The following is a 22,927-nucleotide window of genomic DNA, read 5'->3' as shown; positions in this document are numbered from 1 at the left end:
TAAAACTCCGGGAACTCATCTGGTAATGAAACGGCTCCCTCCCGGACATCAAGGAGGGCTGCGCCACGCAGTCCTCCTTAAAATTTATAATACTCCTTCACACGTGCCAGGAAATGATCTTTTTTCCGGCGCGACACCTCCAGTTCCGCATTATTGCTCAAAATAACACTCCCCCCTTCCCCTTTCACATACTCTTTGATGTGCAGCATATTCACCAGAAACGACTTGTGGATCCGGCAGAAAGATGTATCCTGCAGCAGCAGCTCAAAATCGATGATCGACTTCGACGAAACGAACGGTTTCCCGCTGGTCAGGAAAAAAGTGGTATATGTATTATTGGCCTCGCAGTAAATGATATCCGCCAGGTGCACCAGTACAAATCCTTTGGCATGCGGGATACAGATCTTCATTTCCTGCGGATGCTGAAGATTCTTCAGATTATACCGCAGCGCTTCCATGGAAGCGGGCGCGGCGGCCAGGCTCATCCGCTTTTCCACCCGGCTGACGGCCTTCACCAGCAATTCCTCATCTACCGGCTTCAGAATATAATCGATGGCACTGAAACGGAAAGCCTGCGTCATAAATTCATTGAATGCGGTAATGAAAATGATCTCGAATGGCGTTTCGCCCAGCTCATGCAGCAAATCCAGCCCGCTTTTGCCGGGCATGGCAATGTCGAGAAACAACAAATCGGGGCGGTGCAGGGCGATCTGCCGGCGGGTGGATTCGGCGCTGTAACATTCCGCCACCACTTTCACGGCCGGGCAATACATCTCCAGCAATCTGCGCAGGGTTTCCACGCTGCGCACTTCGTCGTCTGTAATAATAGCTCTGATCATATGATTTTCCATGTAAGGGTTACGATGGTGCCGCTTTCGCCCGTTCCTTTGTCGCCTTTATCCAGGAAACTGAGGATACAATCCGTATTATATTTCTGCTGCAACAGCCCGATCCTTTTACGGATATTGTCGATGCCGATGGAAAGGTGATGCTGCGTGGTACTGCTATCGGCCGACGCTCGTTTGATACCGATGCCGTTATCTTCAATTTCACACACCAGGTAATCGGTATCTTTCGAAAAGGATATCCAGAGCTGCTTTTTATCTTCCACGGCCTGCAGCCCATGCCAGATAGCATTTTCTGCGAGAGGCTGTATCAGCATGGGCGCGATCATGATTTCGGCAGTATTGAGGCGGTCGTCGACCTTCATTTCATATTCGAAGTTGGTGAAACGCAGTTGTTCCATTTTGAGATAATTGTGCAGGTAATCGATATTCTGTTGCAGCGTGATAAAAGAACGCTTGCTGTGATCGAGGTTCTGGCGGATAAGTGCTGCGAAACGGTTGAGGTACCGGTACGCTTCCTCGTTCCGGTGATAGATGATCATGCCGAGGATGCTGTTGAGACAATTGAAAATAAAATGCGGGTTCATCTGCGCATGCAGCGCCTTCATTTCCATTTCCGTGAGCTGCTGGTTCAGCACGGCCAGTTCCAGCTTTTTCTGTTGCATCCTTTCCCGCCACCTGAGCACTGCATAACCGGCCGATCCGGCCAGCAACGCCAGCAGTACGATAAACCACCATGTTTCCCAGAAAGGCGGCCTGATGATGATCGTCAGTCGTCTGAGCTGCTCATCGCCATGTTTTCCCACAGCTTTGATCCAGAGATTGTAGGCGCCGGGCGACAGGCCATTCATGTTGATGCTCCGCTGATTCCTGAGCGGTATCCAGGCCTTCGCTTCGTTGATGCGGTAGAAAAAAAGATTGTCGGGATTATGACTATAGCTGACCATGGTAAAACGGACTGCCACATCGTTACGCTGGTAAGGGAAACGGACGGTATCGCCGGGATAATGGAGGAGCACATCGGGAGCAGCGACCTGTTCTATCAGGATGGGGCTCACATTGGCCACGGCAGGCTCTTCATCAGGGGAAAACCTTACCAGGTAATTCGAGGTCAGCGCATAACACCGGCCGGCCTCCTCGTCGTAAAAAATATAACGCGAACCGGGGCGCTCTTCCGGCAACCCGTCGCGTGCACCATACAGGTTAAATTTCCTCGTATCGAGGTCGATATTGCCCACCTGGTTGCTGGGCGTGGAAAACCATATTTTCCCTTTCACCTCACGGTTGCTGAGGTTCACGATGGCATTGGAAGAAAAACCGTCGCTCCAGGTATGGTTCACAAACCGGTTTTCCCGGATGCGGTATTCCTGCAGCCCGTTCTCGAAACTATGCAGCCACAGGGAACCTCGTGCATCCGCACAGATGGCGAGGATGTTATCTTCATTTTTATTGATGCCGTTATAACGGCTGATGACCGTATCGTCGAATTTCCCACTCCTGTAACTCCAGCGCGCCAGGCTGTGCCCTGAAATCCACACATCGCCGTAGGCGTCGTACACCACGTGCTTTACCCGATCGAAAGGCAGCGCCGGATTGGTTTTCCCGGTGTAGCAGGTAAATGTGCGCTGCCGGATATTGTACCTCGTCACAATACCTTCCCACTGCGACACCATCCAGGCATCGCCGTTTTTCATGGCCGGCGCCAGGTGGATGCGTTTCCCCTTCAGCAGGGGCGGCACTTCCACATGGCCGGTTCTGTGGCTCCGGGTATCAAGCCATATGATGCCGTTGTTCGTGCCTATCCAAAGCGTATCGCCATAATAACACTGGATAGAGGGGAGTTGCATTTGTGCCTGTGCTGTGGCCGGAAGCGGAATACGCCGGATCACTTTCATGGTGGCCGTATCTGCCACCGTGATCACGATCTGCGGGGAAGCGCTTGCGATATAAAAACGGTCCCGGTGCCGCAACAAGGCATAAAACTGGGCAAAACTCCCGGCCTTTCCGTCGTTCAGCTGCCGGGATGTAAAAAACGGCTGATCTTTCCGTTCACGCAGCAGCCCCAGCGAAGTGCCTACCCATACCCGGCCTTCACGATCCGTAAATACATAATTGCATTTGTATTCTTTCAACAGTGGTGTTTCTTCAAACCGGATACTGCCATTGGACGCAAGATGAAAAACAAACAGTCCCGAACGTACTGACATCAATGCAAAACGGTTGCCGGGCAGCGGGAATATGCGGCTTTCGTTCGTCAGTTCCTGCCGGATAGACGACGGGATAACAGATACATACTTCGTATTCCCGTTAGTGTTATAGCAGGTGATACTGTCTTTAGACTGATGCACCAGCAGGAAACGTTCCGAATCGAGCTGGTAGCGTACCAGCCAGGGCTGGTTGAATTCGTGGAGGCCGGCCGGCAGCGCGGTGCGGTACCGGATGAACCTGCGGGTGGACGTTACATACAGCGATATGCCTTCCTGCCGCGTAAACAACAAAACGTTCCCGTTCCCCAGCTGGAACATATTCTGTCCGTAATTAGCCACTGACGCCCCTTCGCCACCGGCTTTCAACCGGTTGAAACTGAAGGCCAGCCCGGTGTCGGGGTTCATCACGTAAAAGCCCAGCGATGAACTGACAGCCAGTGCGCCGTTTTTTAGCCGCAGTACATCTACCAGCCGGTTCTGATTGGTGCGTGTCCGCTCCGTTTCTGGCAATAAATAGTTGCGGCCTTCCATCCGCAGTGTGTGCAGCGCATGCACGCCTTTCTGCGTCAGCACCAGTATTTCATGTGGGCCTGCGCGCTTCAGACCGATAATGTGATTGCCAGGAATGCTGCGGCCGCTGGTATCGTGATAGTAGCTGGTAAAGGCATTGCCGTCGAAGCGGTTGAGCCCGTTTTCGGTGCCCAGCCAGATATACCCCTGCCCGTCCTGCGTAATACAGAAAACGTTGTTATCGGACAGTCCCTGTTGAATGGTATAACGTTCAAAAGAGGATGCGGCCCACTGGGCAATTGAGGGAACGCCACACAGCGCTGTCAAACAGATCAGAAAGATATGCCGTACATATTTTCTCATGGGGGTAGCAAAAACAATTACCTAAAGCTACGACAAATATGATTCCTGCGTGAAAATAATCCGCGCAAACCCTTTAGCAAAAGGATGTTCGCCGTTATCAGGCCAAACCTGCCGTTACCTGTTTCCCGGGCCCGCAAATGATATTTTGCCAATACTTTCGTGTGGAACGGCGTACCCGGCATACGCAGGTAAACCTATTCGAAAAGCACAGGCCATACAGGCTGCCGCCCCAAAAGACGTTGGAGGCCAGATACAAAGCTACAGGCAGCATGATGCACAGATGAACGAAAACCGAGTATTCAACCCCAAAAAATTGCAATATGGACACACCCTTCCTGTTGTTTCCCAACCTCGAGCGGGAAACGCCCCCCGAAAAATTACCGGCAGAACCCGAAAGTTATACGGAAAGCCCATTCCGGGTTGTCGGTAAACTCAATGGCCGGCAAACCGGCACCGACCGTAAGGCCGAAAGTTTCGTCAGCGTCATGAACGAGCTCCACGACGATGAATTCAACGAACAGCTGGAAGACCTGCTCAATGAGGTCAAAGATTTCCAGGAACGCTACATCTCGCGGGAACGATATATGAACAACGAACATTATACCCGCCAGCTCACCCAGAACTATTACAAACCGCTGGTAAGGGAGGTCGACGAATTCCTCGATACGATGTCGCAGCAAGGCTATGAAGCAGACACTTCGGCCAAAGACATCGGGGAAATCGAATCATTCCTCGACGAATATGAATTCAACACGGCCGACCTCACCGAAGTGCAGGAACAATTCCTGGGCGGGCTGAAGAAGCTGGCGAAAAAAGCCGTAGGCGCCGTGGGCAAAATCAAAAAAGGCATCGTCAAAGTAGGCAAGTTCGCTGCCAACCTGGCGCTGGGACCCATTTTCAACCGGATCAAAGGTGTGATGAAAAAGTTCCTCGCCGGCATCCTCCAGAAAGGCACGAACCTGCTGCCCGAAAAATATCGCGGCATCGCTCAGACGCTTGCCGGTAAAATACTCCCGCCCAGCCTGCAGCCTGCCGTCAATATACCCGCTGCGGCTCAGGCCCCGGCGGAACAGGATTCCACCCGCGATGCGGCGGAGAACATCCAGGACGGACTGAATGCCGCTACCGCACAGTTGCTGATGGCCGACAACGAAACCGAATGGAAATCCCTGGAGATGGAACTCGACCGGGTGCTGGAAACCGGCGACGACAATGCGTATGAGGCAACCGACAATGCGAAAGACAATTTTGTGACCGCGCTTAATGAGCTGGAAGACGGGGAAAGTCCCGCCCCTGCCGTAGAAGAATTCGTGACTGCCGTTACCACCGCCCTCAAATTCGCCGTGCCACTGGTGGGCCGCGAAAGACTGAAAGGCTGGGCCGTATCGCTGGTAAGCAAACTCATCGCCCCGCTGGCCGGCAAAGAAAATTCGCAGGCCCTTTCAAGACTGCTGGTAGACAAGGGGTTTGCCATGCTCAACCTCGAAGCCGCAGCCAATACCAGCGCCAACACCGCCGTGGCGGAAGTAGTGGAAAACACCATCCGACAGATACCGGAGTTTCCGCAGTATGTGCTGGAAGACCGGCAGCTTTTCGAGCGTTATATCGTGAACGCTTTTGAACAGTCCGCCGCCGCCTACCTGCCGGATCTGTTGCCGGAGCAGGCCTACAACGCCAAACCGGAGCTCCGCGAATCCAACGAAAGATCCGTGATGTGGAAAAATGAAGAGGCGGAAGAGGATGGCGGGAATAAAGTATTGAGCGAAGTGATCGATACCGAAATCAATCCATATATCGCCAACGAAATCAAAACTTTCGGCGGCATTCCGCTGGCGGTGTTCCTTCGCGACAGGATGGGCATCCAGGTAAATTCGACCATTCCGGTGCGGGTTCACCTGTTTGAATCGTCCCCGCGGCACGATCTTTACCAGATCGCCAAAAAGGCCAGGGGCGTGCGCGGGCTGGGCTCCGGGGCCAGAAGCGCCTGGATGCAGCTGCATCCGTTTACTTCCATCGCCGCCGGCCTGCTCATGCGCGAGCCGGGCTTAGGCTGCCGTAAAAGCCAGTGTTTGCAAAAACAAAAAAGCGGTCGTGGCCACCGGTATTATTATCTCGAGATAGACGGCGCGAGGCCCCAGTATTTCCAGCCGCTCAACGGCAGGCAGGTACTGCGCCGCCATACCCACCTGAAGGCACAGCTCAATTTCCCCGCCAGTCATGCAGCGCTCACACTCTACCTGGGCGAGCACGATGCGCAGGCCATTGCCGCCTGCCTCCGGAAAAAGAATCAGCCCGAAGCCGCGCAGATCATGCTTATGATGGCATTCCGCGAAGGCATGAAACATATTTTCAGCTACGGGAAATCCGATTATCTCCGCATCATACACCCGAAAGTGTTACCCGGCAACCGCTCCGGCATGGCCATCGACAACGTTCCGCCGGTGATTATCCGCGCGTTCGGCGAGGCGGTTACCGCTTGGGCCGGCAAGGCTTTCATCGGTTTCCTGCGTGAGCAGGCCGAACAATTCGTCAAAGCCGCAGAAGATCATGCAGACGGTGTGAGCCTTCGCATCTCCTTCTCCAATCCGCCGGACATGGCCGTGCTCAATGATGCATTCGCCGGTAATTTCTCCGGTGTCAAAGAAAATCTCTTTGCTGACCAGCCTTCCGAAACGGTGATTCATGCAAGCGCAGGCTATCAATACTAACAGCACGCCCTACCGCCCGGCGCTGATACAGGCCAACCACTGGCTCGAAGCCGCGCGGCGCCTCCTCGACCTGGATGCGCTGGCCGGGGCCGCCGCCTGGAAAGGGCTTGAACAGTACGTGCAGCCCAACCTCCGCAGGGAACTGCACCGTTCTGTTGAGTCGCTCGTGCGGAAGGGAGAAGTCATGCTCGGACAGGTGCAGGACAAATCCACTCCTTACCGCGAGCGGCTCCGGGCGATTGAAACGTTCAAACGCGCATATTGTCAGGTAGAAACGCTGCTGGACTTTTATGCCGACGCGCTGGTGACCAGAACCACCCCGGAAACCACCGCCATTCTCAAAGCCTGCGACTACATTGCCGGGCACAGCATGCGCACGTTACTGGAACCGCTTCGTATTCCCACGCCGGCAGTGCTCACATACATCGACAAAGGCATGGGCGCCTCCATTCTCAAAGCCGGCCTGCGGCTGTGGGACGATTCTGAAAATCCGGTGGCCGCCATCAAGATCGTACGGCATAACCTGCTGCGGCCTACGGCCCTCATTCATGAAGCCGGGCACCAGGTGGCCCACCTCACCGGCTGGAACGATGAACTGGCAACGGCCCTGCGCCTCGGCCTGAAAAAACACGGGGAAGATTTCGCCAACAGCTGGGCCGCCTGGGCATCGGAAATTGCCGCGGATATTTTTGCCTTCGCCCACACCGGTTTTGCATCGGTGGCCGCCTTGCACGATGTGGTGGACGGCGCTTCACGCGACGTGTTCCGCTACTCTCCCGGCGATCCGCATCCTATCAGTTTCCTGCGGGTGCTGATTGGCACGGAATGTTGCCGGCAGGCCTTTGGCGAAGGGGTTTGGGATAAGATGCGCAGTCATTGGATACAAAAACATCCTGTTGCGGCAGCGAGGCCGGCGGCGGAAAAACTTATCCGCGCATCGTTGCCGGTGCTACCCGAAATCGTGCATCTGCTGCTCCACTTTCCACTCCGCGGCTTCCGGGGCAAAAGTATTTCGCAGTGCATCGATGTGATGGCGGTTCACCCCGACAGTCTCGAACGCCTGGCAGGTACATATGGAAACGCATTCTACACATCCGCGCCGCTGTTGCTGCAGGCGCCGCTGGCAAGGCTTGCCTGGAACGGGTACCAGGTAACCACCATGCCCGCAAAGGCCGCGGCGTATCTGCAGCAGCAACAGGCCTGGATGCATCTTTTAGGAAACTCGATTCAATAACCCCACAAATACAAAATCATGTCAAAAGAAAAAACAACACCCCCTGAAGTGACCGTGCACACAGATGGCAGAAGCGCCGGCCTTACCACCGCATCTGCCGTTGCAAACCCCGCACCGCCAGCCGTACTGCTGTTCGGCCGCTACTTCAAACTCCTGAAAGGCGACCCCGAAAAAGTATGGACGTTCAGCAACCTCGAACTGATCCGTTGTCAGCCTGGCGGCATTATTCTTTAACCCCAAAACGAAAATATCATGTTCAGAAGAATTGTTTATACCAACGCATCCTCCTTCACCAATACGCTGATCAGCGACCCCAGCAAGGCCACCACAGACCGTGCGGACGCGCTATTCAACCTGCATCCCGCCGAACTGCATGCCCTGCTGGAATCCGCCTGGTCTTTCCGCGTGCGGAACAACAACCTCCCTTCCGGCCATCCCGAAAACAAAACCGGCCTCCGTGGCCTGCCGGACAGCATCATCGCGCTTTTCGACAACTCCTGGTTCAACGCCAGCAAGTTCGTAACGCAAAATGACTCCACCGATCCCTGCACCGGCCATTCGCTGTGGGATCACCTGATCTACGCGTACGTGATAGAGTCTACCCAGATATACAAAGTATTCCGGAAGCTCGTGGAGAATTACGCCAAAGGGGACTTCGAGATCAACCTCACTCCGGAAGTGCTGCAATGGCTGCACAATACGGAAACCCTCTGGTTCGCGGATCCGCCGGTACTCTCGTCGTTCAACATGGTGAGCCACCTGCGTACGGACATGTACCTCACCCGCTCCGGGCTGTACTACCGCTTCTTCGGCTTCCCGCTGCCCGGCGACGAACAGCTCCCGTATTACAAAGCCAAATCCTCCCACCTCAACTACCGCCGGTCTTTCGAAAGATTTGCGGAAGAAGTTTGGATCGGTATCGAAAATGAAGCGAACATCACCGGCAGAAGGCCGATCGACGATGCGGCCATCGCTTTCAGCGCGTATGAAATGCAGAAAAATTTCCTGTCACAGCGCAATAATGGCGACATCACCAAACAGGAGTTCTTCTTCGTTTCGATGATGGCCTGGTTCCATCTTTCGCTGGAATACAACAGCCCCATTGTGAAAGCTTTCGGCATCAACGAGCAAAGCCCCGCCCAGCGGCTGTTCGCCCTGGCCAATATCGTAGGCGTGCCGGCCAACGGACTGAGTGAAAATCTCTTCCGCCTGGCAGATAACATGTCGTTGCTGCTCACCCTTGTAGAATCAGGCATTTTCAACGACGAGGCCAATGTCCCCCAATTGTATGCCAATACGTCCCCCATTTCGGCCATCATGAAGCAGATTATTTTCAACTACTCTCATGTGTCCGGCAACAACCTGAAAGCAAGGGCTGTAAAAACATACGAAAGCATGCCGCTGCAGAAAGGAAACGGGATTGTAGCGGACAACGGCCACGCGGCGCTGCTGTCGTGACACCCATTTGATCACCGAACAAAATCATTGTTTATGGATAACCATAGGCCCGGGGATTCTATCCTGGATAGTCAGGAAGATTTTTCCCCATACAACAAATTCCGCCGGCGCCAGCATCGCAGAGTCTGGTTCAGGAGGGAAGACGGCAGCGAGATGGAGCTCGATACGCCGTTTCTTTTCCCGGAGCTGGCAACAGCGGCCGAAGAAGCAGCAGATGTATTTGAACCGGAAACGCCATCTCCCGTTGCCGCTACATTGCCCGCCATACCCGAAAGTGTGGTGCGGCAGTGGGGCAGCCGGCAACAGATGGCCGTGCACCTGGAAAAACTGACATACGCCACGCTGCCGCAGCTGGGCGCCAAGCCGCAGCAAAACATGACCAAAGCCGAGAAGAAAGCTTTCACCGCTGCCTGGGAACGCCTGCGGGCCAAATTACTGGAAGCCCGCAAGGCTTTATTCAGTAAAGGTTTCATCGCTGCGCTCAGCGGCAGGGAAGACGTTCCCTTCGGATTCGTCAAAACCACTTACCGCCCCAAAAAGGGCAGTGCTATCACCGGCGTGGGCAGCAGCTCCAAACTGATGACCGCCGAGCGGGCCGATAAAGCCATCGGCCGGCTGCACACCACACGGCAGTTCGCACTCACGCAGGACCAGCTCGACATCATCCAGCGCATGGCCAATGTAGAATCCGGCGGCCGCATCCAGGTATTGAATTCGTACGACGGCGGTCTTGTGAGTTTCGGTTTTCTCCAGCTCACGCTGCATGTAGGCAAGCTACAAAAACTGATCAGCATGGCGCCCACCGCGTTTGCCCGCTACGGCATTGCGCTCGACCCGGTGAAGACCTATCGTTTCTCCTCATCCGAAGTGCATCCCGCCATTGTGGGCGTGGATAACAAAGACCGTTCACAACTGCGGTGGAACGGCTGGGCGGAGCGGTTTTATTATGCCGGTTTCGACCCGGACATTATCGAAGCGCAGGTGAAATATGCCGTACAGTACCTCGATAAACAGAAAGCAGGGCTGAAAAGCCGGCTGAAAAACAATCACCAGGACACGGGCAACACCCTTTACACCAAATTCATCAACAACTACTACAACCGCCACGCCTACATCCGGGGCCTTTTCCAGGAAAGTTTCAACAACAACCCGAGCATGTCCACAAGCGCCATCGCAGAGGCCGTGCGGAGTTATGCGGACAGTCACCCCGACCCCGCGGCGTGGCTGGAAAAGTATAAAGCTATTCTCATAAGAAAAGGCTGGAGCAGGCTGGTGGAAGAAACCGCCAAAGGCACCATCGTCACGCTCACTACCCCACAACCGGTGCCGGAGCTTGAGCCCGAAGATGAATTCGAAACACCCGGGGAATTCTACGACGAGCCTGAAGCCGAGGTATACGAATCCGAATACGAAGAAGCAGACGATGAATATGAAGATACCTTCAGTGATGAAGCGGATGAAGAAAGGGAATACGAGGATCATGCCGAAAACGAGTATGCGGCTGATGAAGCGGAATCGGAGGAAAACGACGAGTACGAATATGAAGAAGATGTATACAACGAAACGGAAGAGGAGGAAGAATATGACGAGCTGCTTTCAGCCGGGGAAGAAACGGAGTACGAGGAAGATGAATATGACGACGAAACCTTCGGTGAGGATGAAGCTACATTTTATGAAGAACAGGAAACCGGCGCGCCGGGCGGCACCACAGCTTATCTCAATGTGAGTGTGATCAAAGGCCATAAACGGAAAACCGGGGCATTCCTTCCGGATACGTTCAAACCATCGTCCACCGTGAATATTCTTGTATACCTGCATGGTCTCTACAAACGCGGCGATGAAACGAACGGAATTTCATCGTACTGGAAAAGCTACGCGAATATTCGCGAGCTTTTTGCAGGCAGTGGTAAAAACGCCATTATGCTGGCGCCCACACTGGGCAGCAATCCGCAAAGCAGCCTGGTATTGCTGAACAGGAAAAACGGCTTCGATAAATTCATCGATGCCTGCCTGGAAGCACTGAAAGCGCAGCAATTGCTGCCGCAGGAAGCTGCGCCTGGCCGCATCATCATCGCCGCACATTCCGCCGGCGGCAAACCGCTCAGCGGCATCTTGGCGACTACCAACCGTCTCAGCAGCCACATCGATGAATGCTGGGGATTCGACTGCCTGTACGGATACGCGTATGACAGCTGGCTGCAGAAAGACCGGAAAAAAAATGTGCTCTATCACTATTGGGCGCATAACGCCGCGGGGCAGAAAAGCAGGCCGGGCGTGAACGGTGACAAGCTGCAAAGCCTGCATCCTAACATGCACAATATTGCGCCGAAAGCACGCACGAATCATCAGAACATCATTCCATACGCCTGGAAAAATGAAATCGACCAAAGGCCATGGTTCAATGGTGGCAGCACTTCCGGCCTGCAGCAGGAAGCACCTGCAACAAGCTCGCTGAAGCTTGTGAAACTCCCGCTGTACCAGGATCCCATCACGATCGTCAAGGCGAGTAAAAGCGGCAAACTGGCGGAAATAAAAGAAGCGCCGGCGGTGTACCTGAAAGCGATCGTGCGCAATGCGGGCGAGGATCCGGATAAATGGTTCAACAGTTTCACCCAGGTGTCTTTCCTGGGCAGAAAACTTAAATCCGGGCAATACGTGCATGTTTCGCTGGCGAAGCTCCTGCAGAAAACTGAAGCGAAGTTCATGGAAAAATATCCCGGCAAGAGTGCTACGGCCATCGGGGATATGCTCGGGCTGACGCAGGAAGGGATGGCAGCTTCCCGCGGCACTTCTTCCACCGCCACCTATTCGTACCATATGTTCGGCCTAGCCCTCGACATCAACTATAACGGTAACCCGTACATACAACCTGGAGGGCATGCCGCTTTCAACCAGTTCATGAAAAAAGTGGGACTGCTCAATACCGGCGGCCTCATCAAAACTGTGGACTGGGGCGCATGGTCGGGACTGCTCAAACCCGCAGATTATATGCGGTTGTACGACGAATTTTCCGTGCTCGACAAACACCTGGAACGTTATTTCGGTTACCTGGAGAGCCCGGATGCACTGCAGGCAAGGTTAAACGCTGCACAAACCGGTTACTGGTATGGAAAAACGCTGGCGCAGGCTACTGCGGTCATCAAAAAAGACCTGAAAGACATCACCGGTGCCTGGAAAGGCACGAGAAAAAACCCTGAAGCCATTTTCCGGAAGGGCGGGTTCCTCAGTCTGTCGCGGGAATTCATGCAAGGTATGGTGGAAGCAGGGTTTGACTGGGGCGGCAGGTATGGCGACATGATGCATTTCGACATGCGTACCACCGGTGTGGGCGCTAAAATCGAAAGCGCGAAGAATGCATATATCGGCAAGAAGAAAAAAGAAGCCAGGGCAAAATTCCTCACTTTAGTATAATGCTGCTAATCTGATCCAAACAGCGGTATCCCGGATTCTTCCGGGATACCTTTTCCCTGTTGGCCCCGCCATGCCTGTTCGGGCACATAGTTCAACAACACGATGCCGCAGTCGAACCGGATGGATTGTTTGAGCCGCAGTTTTGTCCGGGTATTCAGTGCGCTGAAAATAGACAGGCCCTCCCCCAGCAATACCGGGTTCACGAACAGGTGGTATTCGTCAATCAGCCCGCTATTGATCAGGGATACCGCAAAGTTTGCGCCGCCATAGGCCATCACTTCTTTTTCATCCCTGCTTTTGATATCGCTCACCGCTGCTGCAACATCGCCGGCGGCAATGACTGTGTTTTCCCAGGGCGATTCGGTCATCGTACGACTGAACACCACTTTAGGCGTATCCATCATCCTTTGCGCGAACGCCTGTTCCGGATCGCCCGGGTTGTTCCTGATGGCGGACCAGGTGGAGATAAACCCGTCCGTCATCTTTCTCCCCAGCAGGATGGTACCCGCAGCCGGCGCTATTCCACCGACGTAATTTTTCAGCGCATCGTCCCAGTTCCAGATCATCCAGTCCATTTCCCCGTTCTTGCCCGCGATGCATCCGTCTACCGACATCTGCACCTGGAGTGATAATTTCCCCATTGTTATTGTGTTTTATGATTTACCGTTCTTACCATGAACCAGTTTTGAACGTTAAACAACGTATCTTCTTCCACCACCCTGAACCCGAACCGTTCATACAGCCTTACATTCTCTTTTTTGTCGGTTTCCAGGTATGCGGGCGTTTGTTGCCCGTCTGCAACTTTGCAGAAATGCGTCAGCAATGCGGCGCCTATTCCACGGCCCTGCATGGCGGGCAATACGGCCAGCGGGCCAAAATGATAGTGCCTGAGCGCAGGATCATGACGGCCCCAGTTTGCCTTCCATTTCAGCACCCGCGGCAACCGGGTGCCCAATACGCCCAGCAGGCCGGGTAACATGCCCAGTGTCTTGAGTGGACTGATCTGGCAGCAGCCGGGCTCATAATAATTCATCACCCCTGCCATCTCATTTCCCGCCCAGGCGGCAAACAGGTTACACTCCTCCAGTTTCAGCACCCTGGTGAACATCGCCACCTGCATCCGTTCCACCCGCTCATCCGCCGACCCGAACACTGCCAGATGCAGGGGGTTGTGCAACATAGCTTTTGTGACCACGTGTGCAGCCTGTGGAATATCTCCCGCGCTAACCGGCCTGATTGTTATTGTTTCCATCATATGTTTACATATCTGCTATGGGTGCTAAAATTACATTGCCGGAGAAATTTAAAATAGAACAGAACCGACATCTTTCCGGTTCGGCAGAGCAGGGCTTTTTTGTTAACTTCGAAACAATTGCCATGAAACAGGCATAAAAATTACCTGATGATCCTCATCCAGCCTCCGGGCCATCTCAGCAACCATATCTCGTTCGGCTGGTATTCAGCTGCCGGGAAAGGGCTTTCGGCAAAGCAGGTACGGCTTATCCCGGACGGGCGGCATGGCCTCGTTGTACAACATTTACAAGGCCGGACGGCTATCAGCGAAGAAAACGGCAACCCGCTGCCGGTGGGCTTCGTATATGGGCAAAGTTCAGCACCGTTTGTAAACCGCCTTCACGGTGAGGCTTTTACCATCGGCATTTTCTTCAGGCCGCATGCCGTCAAGGATATATTCAAGATAGATGCAGACCTGCTGGCCGATGGCTACGCCAACCTCGATGATCTTGCCGGGTACCGTATCAATGAGGTACTCCTGAACCTCGAAAAACCGGAAAAAATCTGCCGGTACCTGTTTGATTTCATCTGGAAAAAACTGAGTGGGTACGGCAAAACCGACCGCCTGATCGAAGACAGCTTTTCTTCCATTCAGCAAAATATCAGTGCTGTCAGTACAGGGAACATCTTCAAACATTACAACATATCCGAACGGCAATTCCAGCGGCGGTTTAAAGAAAGGGCCGGCATCCCGCTGAACACCTATATCCGTGTCATCAAATTCCAGGCGGCGCTGCAACTATTGCATCAGCAGCCCGATCCTAAATTGTCCGGCATCGCCTACCAACTAGGATATGCAGATCAGTCGCATTTTACACGGGATTTCAAATTTTTTAGCGGTCACACACCGAAAGAAGTCGCTGCAGGGAAAATATTATTCCCGGAGAATCTCTTTCCCGGCCTGCCGCTGCAAACACGGAGGCACATTCTTTTTTAAAGCAGGCAATTGATAATGCGATGTTAACGCAGGCAGGTTTATACGCAGAACACAAAATTTTACAGACCTTCGCAAGATAAGAATACCATCCCGTCACCACTCCTACCCCAAAGCATGATGTAACCGGCGGTTGATTCCACCGCCCGGGAAAAATCTGTTCCGGCCACATTCCTTCAAAACATGAAAGACCATTCTGGAGACATTTTGTTCATCATTAAATGATATCACATGTCAGTGTCTATTCATGATCTTCGTTCCACACGCCGTGATTTTTTGAGCAAAGCAGCGTTCGGCGCTACTTCACTGGGCCTCGCCATGCTGGCCGGTCCCATGCAACTGCAGGCGGGGCTGGCAGAGCAGGCCGGGCTACCGGATGAGGCGGATGCCTGGTTCAAAAAAATAAATGGAAAACACCGGCTGGTGGTGGACGCCACCCAGCCCCACGGCATATTTCCATTCGCCTGGCCAAAGGTGTTTCTGCTCACCAATGCCGCTACCGGCACCCCCGAAAAAGAATGCTCCGTGGTGGTCGTACTCCGGCACGATGCCATCCCTTATGCAATGAATCATGCCTTGTGGAGCAAATACAAATTCGGTGAAGTGTTCAAGGCTGAAGATCCGGCCACGCATGCCGCTTCATTACGAAATCCGTTCTGGCAACCGAAACCCGACGACTTTACTGTACCTGGTGTAGGGCCGGTGGAAATCGGTATAGACCAATTGCAAAAGAGCGGCGTAATGTTCTGCGTATGTAATATGGCCATCACCGTGTACAGCGCAGCCGTAGCCACCTCCATGGGCCTCGATCCTGCCACTGTGAAAGCTGAATGGCTTGCGGGTGTGCTGCCCGGCATACAGGTGGTGCCTTCCGGTGTATGGGCCATTGGCCGCGCCCAGGAAAGAGGATGTGGGTATTGTTTTGCAGGTTAGGTATGAAAGCATTGCGCTCCCCCGGGCCGGCAGTTCTCCTGCTGGCAGTTGTTTTTTTGTGCCGCTGCACGAGAGATAAAAAAGCAGTGGAACAGCAGTGGTCTGCGCCCGACACCGCATCCATCCCCCATACCGGCAACGGTCAACTCATCCGGTATGGGCGGGCGCTGATCGCCAACACTGCTTTTTATCTCGGCCCCAACGGAACGGTAGCGCACGCCAGCAATGGCATGAACTGCCAGAACTGCCACCTCTCCGCCGGCACGACACATCTTGCCAATAATTACGCGGCTGCGTTTTCGACATATCCCAAATTCAGGGAGCGCAGCGGCACAGTGGAATCGCTCGAGAAAAAAATAAACGATTGTTTTGAGCGCAGCATGAACGGCCGGGCGATCGACAGCACCGGCCTGGAAATGCAGGCGATAGTGGCGTACATGCGATGGCTGGGACAGGGCGTTCCCAAAGGAACCAGGCCTGTGGGCACCGGCACAACCCTGCTGCCTTATCCCATCTTTGCCGCCGATCCGGTCGCCGGCAACCTGGTATATCAGCAGAAGTGCATGCAATGCCATGGGGCAGATGGCGCTGGCAAAAAAAACATAGCCGCTGCCGGTTATCTATATCCTCCTTTGTGGGGCAGCGGCAGCTTCAACACCGGGGCCGGCATTTACCGCCTCACCAAAATGGCCGGTTTCATCAAGAACAATATGCCGCCCGGTTCGTCTTACGCATTGCCGCAGCTCAGCGATACGGAAGCCTGGAACGTTGCGGCCTTCATCGTGTCACAACCGCGGCCGGCAAAAGCATTCGCGGCAGACTGGCCCGATATCCGCACCAAGCCAATCGACCATCCATTCGGGCCATTCCCGGATACATTTTCCACAGTACAGCATAAATACGGCCCTTTCGGGCCCATCCAGCAAAACAGATCTGCATCACAAAAAAATAAACCATGAAAAAGATATTCGCACTGATTTTACTATGCTTTGCCGGCATCGCCGTGCAGGCGCAAAACGCGCCCTACCGTGTCATTTTTGATCTGACCAGCAAGGAACCCGCCAACCAACAGGCTGTTATCCGGCAGGTCAAGGCGATCATGGAATCCCGGCCGGACGCCACCCTGGAAGTGGCGATGTACAGCGAAGGCTTATCTCTCGTGAGCAAAGAAAATTCCCCCTACAGAAAAGACATCGAAACGTTGATCAAAGACCACAAAGTGGTGTTCAAGGTGTGCGGCTATACGATGAAGAGAAAAAACATCGCCCCGTCGGCGCTGATCGAAGGCGTACAGGTAGTACCGGATGCTATTTACGACATCATGACCCGCCAGAAAGAAGGATGGGGCTATATCAAAGTGGCACAATAACAGGTAATGGCAACGAGTCATCAGGGGCTCAGGAGAACACCCGGGCCCTTCTTGCTTTGCATCCCTTTTTTGTATGTCCATCCCCCTTCCCGGCCGTTTCATCACATTTCCAGCAATACGGTATACCGCCACCGTATTATTGGAACATGAAAAAGATATTGATATTATTGTTTCTCTCCGCCACCGTTCCAGCATGGGCCCAGTTTCAACTGAAAGGAAAAATCCTGCACTACAGCGGGAAAGACAGCCTGGCCATCAATATTCCGCTGATATATGGCTTTCATCCCGAAAACACCGTCCGTATCCCCGTGGCAGGAGATGGCACGTTCAACATCGCGCTGCCGGCGCAATCCATCCGCTTCGCCTCGCTTTATTACCAGCGTCGTTCATACAGCCTGCTGTTATCTCCCGGAAAAGAACTGACAGTGCAGTGGGATGAACAGAACAAACAGTTACAGCCATTATCCGGTAGCGCATTGCAGGAAAATACCCTCCTCCGGAAAATCAATTTTGACGAAACACCGTTTTTTCTCCAACATGAAACCGGCTTGATGCCGCTGGATGAATTGAACAGCACCATCAGGCAGCCGTATTTTCACCAGCAGCAGCAAAAAACGAATACCGTTCAGGCATCCGACCTTCCGTGGTCATATAAAAAATTGATTGCCGCCGAATTGCGATACCTCACCTTCAATCACCTGAACGACCTGGCCCGCAGCAACATGCGGAACAGGGCGGCGCTCGACAGTTTCATCATCAGCGTATTCGACAGCAGCAGGATTGAACCGGAAGTTTGGCCGGCAGGGCCCCAGTACTTTGCGTTTGCCGGCAATTACGTGCGCTATCTCGAAACAAAAGCATTCAGGCAGATAAAGAAAGAAAATATCCCTTCCAGTGAACCTATCCCGTATTTCGGGATTAGTCTGGACAGTGCAACGGTACTGGTCAACAAATATGGGAAACCGTATTGGCGCTGGATTGGCAGCCTCCAGAATTTCCCGCCGGATGTAACGGAGGTTTACAACTACCAACAGATCATCAACCTGTATCAATACAAAGACCTGACGCAGGCGCAGCACCTGGCCGCGGCTTTCCGGCAACGGTTCCCGGCCAGCAGGTTCAATCCCGATATCGATCAGAAAATAAACGGGCTCCGGCAAATGCTGGCACAGCATGCCTCCAATAAAGACATCGTTGTGATAGACAGTGTGCGGTCGATTTATGATGTGATAAAGACGCTCAAAGGGAAGGTCGTATACCTAGACGTATGGGGCACCTGGTGCGGGCCATGCAAGGAACAGCTGAAACACACCGGGCCGCTCAAAGCCGCATTTAAAAACAAGGCAGTAGCCTTCGTGTATCTCGATATGGATGAAGATCACCGGGAAAACACCTGGAGAGAATTTATCAAAGTGAACGGCCTGGCCGGCATCCACTTCCGTAAAAACAGGCAGACCATTGCGCCCATCTGGAAAGAACTGTTAGCGGAGCACCCCGACAAAAGGGAATATTACCCCCAGTATTTCATCTTCGACAAAACGGGAAAACCGGCCGTCGCAAAGGCCTTTCAGCCGGATGATAAAGAAAAGCTCTACCGGCAGATAGAAGAAGTGCTGGCGAGGTAAATCAGATTTCCAGCTTTCTCACCTGGGCAATCTTCAGCAGGGTGGAAAGCATTTCGCGCGGGAAGAAGGGTTTGTTCAGGATGTCGAATATTCCTCTCCTGGCAAACTTTCTTCGTACTTCTGGCATAATGTCTGCCGTGAAAATGACGATGTGTACTTCGGGATATTCTTTCCGGATGATTTCGGATAGCTCGTAACCGTCCATTTCAGGCATATGCAGGTCGATGAAAGCAACGTCGTATTGGTTTTCCTTCAGGAGCAGCACCGCCTCCGTTCCGTTGAGCGCACAGTCGGGCCGAATACCGAAATATTCCAGCTGCCTCTTTGCGACCATCACGTTGATCTGGTTGTCTTCTACAAACAACAGCCGCATACCCTTGAATTTTCTTTCGTAGGCCGATAGCTCGGAGATTTTCGCCCGTTCCGGCGGCCGGTTCTTTTTGGTGGGCAGGTCGAAGAGGATATCGAAATGAAACTCCGTGCCTTCGCCCGGCGTGCTTTCCAGGAAAATTTTGCTTTTGTGCAGCTCGATGAGTTTTTGCGTGATGGTGAGGCCAAGCCCGGTCCCGGCTTGTTTCCTGGCGCCGGGCTGCTCTACCTGCCGGAAACTTTCGAACACCGCGCCGTGGTATTTTTCCGGAATGCCTACGCCCGTGTCCTTCACTGAAAAATGGACATTCACTTTTTCCTTGTGCTTTTTAACCAGTTGGAGGCTGATCGTGATACTTCCTTTTTCAGTGTAATGAATCGCGTTGCTGGTGAGGTTATTCAATATCTGACTCAGCCGGATGACGTCCGCATTTACCTTTTTGGGAATCTCGCTGTCAATTGTGCTGATCAGCTTCAGTTTTTTGGCATCTGCCAGCGACTTGAACTGGTTGTGGATATTCTTCACCAGCTCGTGCAGGTTAACAACGGAGTAGGTCATTTCAAACTGATCTCTTTCGATCTTGTTGAGATCTAGGATATCGTTAATAAGTTGCAGCAGGTGGTCAGCGGAAAAAATCAGGTTGCTGACGTATTCTTTCTGGTCTTCTGCGTGGTTCAGCTGGAGCAGGTTGGCGATACCGATGATACCGTTGAGCGGAGTCCGGATCTCGTGGCTCATGATCGACAGGAAGTCAGCCTTGGCCCGGGCCGCGTCTTCCGCGAAGTTTTTCGCCGTAATAAGCTCCAGTTCGTCGGTTTTCTTTTGCGTGATGTCCATCAGCGCACCCCTGATCATCACCACTTCCCCGTCTTTCTCCACCGGCACGCCGATGGCGCGCAGCCATTTCTCCACGTTTTTGGCGGTGGTGACGCGCACTTCCAGGTCGTACGGCTTTTTATCACGAATGGCTTCGCCGGCATATTTGTCGAGCAGCGCCCGGTCGTCCGGGTGAAAAAACTGCATCGAACTTTCCAGGGTGGGCTGGAAACTTTCATCCACGTCGTAAATGAGATAGGTATGTTTGGTCCAGAACACTTCACCCGTCTGCCGGTTGTATTCCCAACCACCCGTCTGGCTTAGCTGCTGGCTTACGTCGAGCAGCTGGTTGCTCAGCTCAAGGCTGTATTTGGTTTCCTGCAGCGAGAGCTCGGCGGTTTTCTGGGCGGTAACATCGGCGATGCTGATGATCATGATACAATCGGAGGGATCCGGTTTTCGCACCACCGGCTTCGCCCTGGCCTTGTACCATTGATTGACGGAGCTGTCCCAGTGCCGGTAAACGATTTCCCGTTCCTGGCCACTTGTCATCACATCCGTCAGCAGTCTGCTGAACAGCAACGCCTGAGGGCCCAGCACCTCACTGATGCTTTTACCCAAAAAGGCTTCCCGGGGCATGTACAGTTTGCTTTCGTCGTGCACCCATACGTTGAGAAAAACCTGGTTGCCGTCTATTTCAAAAACGATATCTTCCAGTGAGGCGATCAGCGACTGGAGGTGGGTGGTCAGTTCCATTTGCTTCCGTTCCGCTTCTTTCTGAATGGTCACATCCTGCACATACCCTAAAAAGCAGTTTTCGCCCGAGGTATCGGTAAAGAAGCGGGCACTAACCTCGCAATAGCGCATGCCTTGCTGCGGGTGGATAATCCGGTAAGAAAAGTGGAGCGGCTCCTGGGGCGATGAGACCGCATTTTTCATGGTGGCGGCTACTGCAGGGATATCTTCTTTTACAATGATCTTCAGCCAGCCTTTACCTTGAGATTCTTTAGCAGTGAGACCTGATATTTTTTCCCATTCTTTATTAACAAAGAAACAATTTCCCTCCAAATCCGCCAGAAACGCCCCTATGGGAGCAAGCTGAAGAGCACTTTGCAGATGCGCCTCCTGCCTGCTACGTAGTTGGTTCGTCATCGGAATGATTTAAAAATCAAGCAAATATGAATAATTCGCCACGCTAAATATAGGATTTTTCTTAAAATTATGACCGGGCGAAAGGCATATTAACATATTACTTGCAAAGCCTTGCTGTGCCTATATTTGCGTATTGTTACCACTATGATCGAAGAAACAGACATCCGTATCGGCAATATGGTATGGTATTACGATTACAATATGATCGAAACGCCCTTCCGCGTGGAAGGCGTTCTGGAAGGGCATGTCTATAATTCGGGACTGCCCAGGAGCAAACTGCCGCTGGAAAAAGTGCATCCTTTCTTACTGGAAGCCGATCACCTTCTGAAATTCGGGTTCCTGCCGGGCGAACAGGAATATGGCGAAGACCCGGAGGTATACAGTTATAAATACAACCGGAAAGACAGCATCTACCTCCGCGAAACGGACGGTGCGTTTCAGCCGGTAGCGCAGAGTGCGGCAGGGTGGGCGCCATACGGCCGGCCATTGCAGCACCTGCACCAGCTGCAAAACCTGTTTTATGATCTGACGAGGGATGATGTGTTTATGGGGTAGTAGCATTCCCTCATCACACCGTTTCCTTCAATATTCCCAATACCTCCGGCGTCAGCGTGCCAAACACCGATACCCCCGCAGCGCCGTTCTCCAGCGCCAGCTGTACACCTTTCCTGATCTGCGCTGCATCTCCGTCGAAATCCGGCAGGAAAAGGCCGGCATATAAAGGGAAACTGCCGTGCAGGGCCTTTACCCCTTCCGCCACCGCATCGCCGATCCATTGTACGCCCTCTTTGTAAAAGCCGTGATAGATCATCGGGCATACGGCATTGAGCGGCCAGTTTACCCAATCCTGGCGCACAATCCGTTTGGCGATTTCCGGCGTGGGAAATACGGCCGCCGTGATAGGCTTTTTATGCTGACGGGCCACTTCGGCCATATTGCTCACCACATTCGTAATGCTGTTGTAACGGAACCGCCGCCATGAAGGGATTTGATCGGGATGCGCCATCTCCAGCGGATCCGTGCTGTACGACTTTTTGTATTTGTCGCGGCAATCACTGCAGTAGCAGAAGTCGTATTCCGGCAATTCCTTCGACTGGTCGATGCCATATTTGGCCCAGAGGTTCACAGGCAGGATGACGTCCACAAAACGGATATAATCCAGATGCAGGCCGTCCACATAGTCTTTCGACAGGATACGCTCCGCCTGTTCGCGCAGGTGCGCTACTACACCCGGTTTGTTCGGGCAGAGGAAACGGTAATAGTCCACATACGGCGGTTTGGTGGCGCAGGAATCTCCTTTCCGGTTTTGTGAAAACCATTCGGGGTGTTTGGCCAGCAGTTCCTTGTCGTTGCGGTTCATCGTCCAGAACCACCGGTGTGCCTCTATCCCGGCTTCTTTCGCGGTTTTAAAATGTGGCGGGCTGTCTTCTTCAAAATATATCACCCCGATACCCGCCTGTTTATAACCGGCATAACGCTGCTTCAGCTCCGCGGCGGTGTCTTTATGATTGGGGTTTATCCAAACGCGATGCTGCGCCTTTGCTGGTTCGGTCTGCTCCGGCAATGCGGCGGATTTAGCCACCAGACCGGGTTCCATTAGTGCGAGACTGCCTACGCCTAACGATTTTATAAAGTGACGTTTATCCATGATGTGAGAAGATGTTGGGTTTCATAATGATTGCTTCCTGTTATGCTATCT

At 53.2% G+C, this 22,927-nt stretch carries 17 protein-coding genes; 11 read left to right on the top strand and 6 right to left on the bottom strand.

Annotated elements, in window-relative coordinates; all coding sequences use genetic code 11:
• Positions 1–77: 77 nt before the first annotated feature.
• Together EGT74_RS11975 and EGT74_RS11970 are read right to left on the bottom strand one after the other, a co-directional pair.
• The gene (locus tag EGT74_RS11975; RefSeq protein WP_158618106.1) at positions 78–839 is read right to left on the bottom strand and encodes a LytR/AlgR family response regulator transcription factor; all 762 of its coding nucleotides are present in this window, start codon (positions 837–839) and stop codon (positions 78–80) included.
• A complete protein-coding gene (locus EGT74_RS11970) occupies positions 836–3,889 on the bottom strand; it encodes a sensor histidine kinase (RefSeq protein WP_158618105.1) in 3,054 nt (1,017 codons plus the stop codon). The genes EGT74_RS11975 and EGT74_RS11970 overlap by 4 nt, the downstream gene beginning before the upstream one ends.
• 356 nt (positions 3,890–4,245) lie before the next feature.
• On the opposite strand from EGT74_RS11970, the gene EGT74_RS11965 reads away from it, so the two are divergent.
• From EGT74_RS11965 to EGT74_RS11945, 5 genes are read left to right on the top strand one after another with little or no spacing between them, the layout of a single operon-like run.
• On the top strand, positions 4,246–6,633 hold the full coding sequence (locus tag EGT74_RS11965) for a hypothetical protein (protein WP_123846728.1): 2,388 nt from the start codon (positions 4,246–4,248) through the stop codon (positions 6,631–6,633).
• Complete coding sequence (locus EGT74_RS11960; RefSeq protein WP_220392846.1) at positions 6,608–7,867, top strand: hypothetical protein; 1,260 nt, start codon at positions 6,608–6,610, stop codon at positions 7,865–7,867. The genes EGT74_RS11965 and EGT74_RS11960 overlap by 26 nt, the downstream gene beginning before the upstream one ends.
• 18 nt (positions 7,868–7,885) lie before the next feature.
• The gene (locus EGT74_RS11955; RefSeq protein ID WP_123846727.1) at positions 7,886–8,101 is read left to right on the top strand and encodes an SH3 domain-containing protein; all 216 of its coding nucleotides are present in this window, start codon (positions 7,886–7,888) and stop codon (positions 8,099–8,101) included.
• Between the two features lie 18 nt (positions 8,102–8,119).
• Positions 8,120–9,325, top strand: a complete 1,206-nt coding sequence (locus EGT74_RS11950; protein WP_123846726.1) for a hypothetical protein — start codon at positions 8,120–8,122, stop codon at positions 9,323–9,325.
• Between the two features lie 33 nt (positions 9,326–9,358).
• On the top strand, positions 9,359–12,736 hold the full coding sequence (locus tag EGT74_RS11945) for a M15 family metallopeptidase (RefSeq protein ID WP_123846725.1): 3,378 nt from the start codon (positions 9,359–9,361) through the stop codon (positions 12,734–12,736).
• 5 nt (positions 12,737–12,741) lie between these two features.
• On the opposite strand, the gene EGT74_RS11940 is transcribed toward EGT74_RS11945, so the two are convergent.
• Together EGT74_RS11940 and EGT74_RS11935 are read right to left on the bottom strand one after the other, a co-directional pair.
• A complete protein-coding gene (locus EGT74_RS11940) occupies positions 12,742–13,377 on the bottom strand; it encodes a dihydrofolate reductase family protein (protein WP_123846724.1) in 636 nt (211 codons plus the stop codon).
• A gap of 2 nt (positions 13,378–13,379) precedes the next feature.
• Positions 13,380–13,916: a GNAT family N-acetyltransferase gene (locus tag EGT74_RS11935; RefSeq protein WP_158618104.1), complete on the bottom strand. Its 537-nt coding sequence runs from the start codon at positions 13,914–13,916 to the stop codon at positions 13,380–13,382.
• Positions 13,917–14,138: 222 nt separating this feature from the next.
• On the opposite strand from EGT74_RS11935, the gene EGT74_RS11930 reads away from it, so the two are divergent.
• The 5 genes from EGT74_RS11930 to EGT74_RS11910 all read left to right on the top strand — a co-directional run bounded on the left by EGT74_RS11930 (position 14,139) and on the right by EGT74_RS11910 (position 18,890).
• Entirely contained in the window at positions 14,139–14,966 is an 828-nt protein-coding gene (locus tag EGT74_RS11930) for a helix-turn-helix domain-containing protein (protein ID WP_123846722.1), read from the top strand.
• A gap of 228 nt (positions 14,967–15,194) precedes the next feature.
• Positions 15,195–15,896, top strand: a complete 702-nt coding sequence (locus tag EGT74_RS11925; RefSeq protein WP_123846721.1) for a hypothetical protein — start codon at positions 15,195–15,197, stop codon at positions 15,894–15,896.
• A 2-nt stretch (positions 15,897–15,898) separates the two neighbouring features.
• Positions 15,899–16,855: a c-type cytochrome gene (locus EGT74_RS11920; RefSeq protein ID WP_123846720.1), complete on the top strand. Its 957-nt coding sequence runs from the start codon at positions 15,899–15,901 to the stop codon at positions 16,853–16,855.
• Positions 16,852–17,265 (top strand): DsrE family protein, encoded by a 414-nt coding sequence (locus EGT74_RS11915; protein ID WP_123846719.1) that lies wholly within the window; start codon positions 16,852–16,854, stop codon positions 17,263–17,265. The genes EGT74_RS11920 and EGT74_RS11915 overlap by 4 nt, the downstream gene beginning before the upstream one ends.
• A gap of 146 nt (positions 17,266–17,411) precedes the next feature.
• On the top strand, positions 17,412–18,890 hold the full coding sequence (locus EGT74_RS11910; protein WP_158618103.1) for a redoxin family protein: 1,479 nt from the start codon (positions 17,412–17,414) through the stop codon (positions 18,888–18,890).
• Between the two features lies 1 nt (position 18,891).
• On the opposite strand, the gene EGT74_RS11905 is transcribed toward EGT74_RS11910, so the two are convergent.
• Positions 18,892–21,228 carry a PAS domain S-box protein gene (locus EGT74_RS11905; protein WP_123846717.1) on the bottom strand — a complete coding sequence of 779 codons (2,337 nt, stop codon included), beginning with the start codon at positions 21,226–21,228 and terminating at the stop codon, positions 18,892–18,894.
• A 144-nt stretch (positions 21,229–21,372) separates the two neighbouring features.
• On the opposite strand from EGT74_RS11905, the gene EGT74_RS11900 reads away from it, so the two are divergent.
• The gene (locus tag EGT74_RS11900; RefSeq protein WP_123846716.1) at positions 21,373–21,783 is read left to right on the top strand and encodes a hypothetical protein; all 411 of its coding nucleotides are present in this window, start codon (positions 21,373–21,375) and stop codon (positions 21,781–21,783) included.
• A 13-nt stretch (positions 21,784–21,796) separates the two neighbouring features.
• Here the strand turns inward: EGT74_RS11900 and EGT74_RS11895 are convergent, their stop codons facing one another.
• Positions 21,797–22,876, bottom strand: a complete 1,080-nt coding sequence (locus tag EGT74_RS11895) for a family 10 glycosylhydrolase (protein ID WP_181954740.1) — start codon at positions 22,874–22,876, stop codon at positions 21,797–21,799.
• Positions 22,877–22,927 lie beyond the last annotated feature (51 nt).

This window comes from Chitinophaga lutea, assembly GCF_003813775.1.
Taxonomy (GTDB): domain Bacteria; phylum Bacteroidota; class Bacteroidia; order Chitinophagales; family Chitinophagaceae; genus Chitinophaga; species Chitinophaga lutea.
The sequence above is the reverse complement of the archived record's forward strand: the minus strand, read 5'-3'. Positions and strand labels throughout refer to the sequence as shown.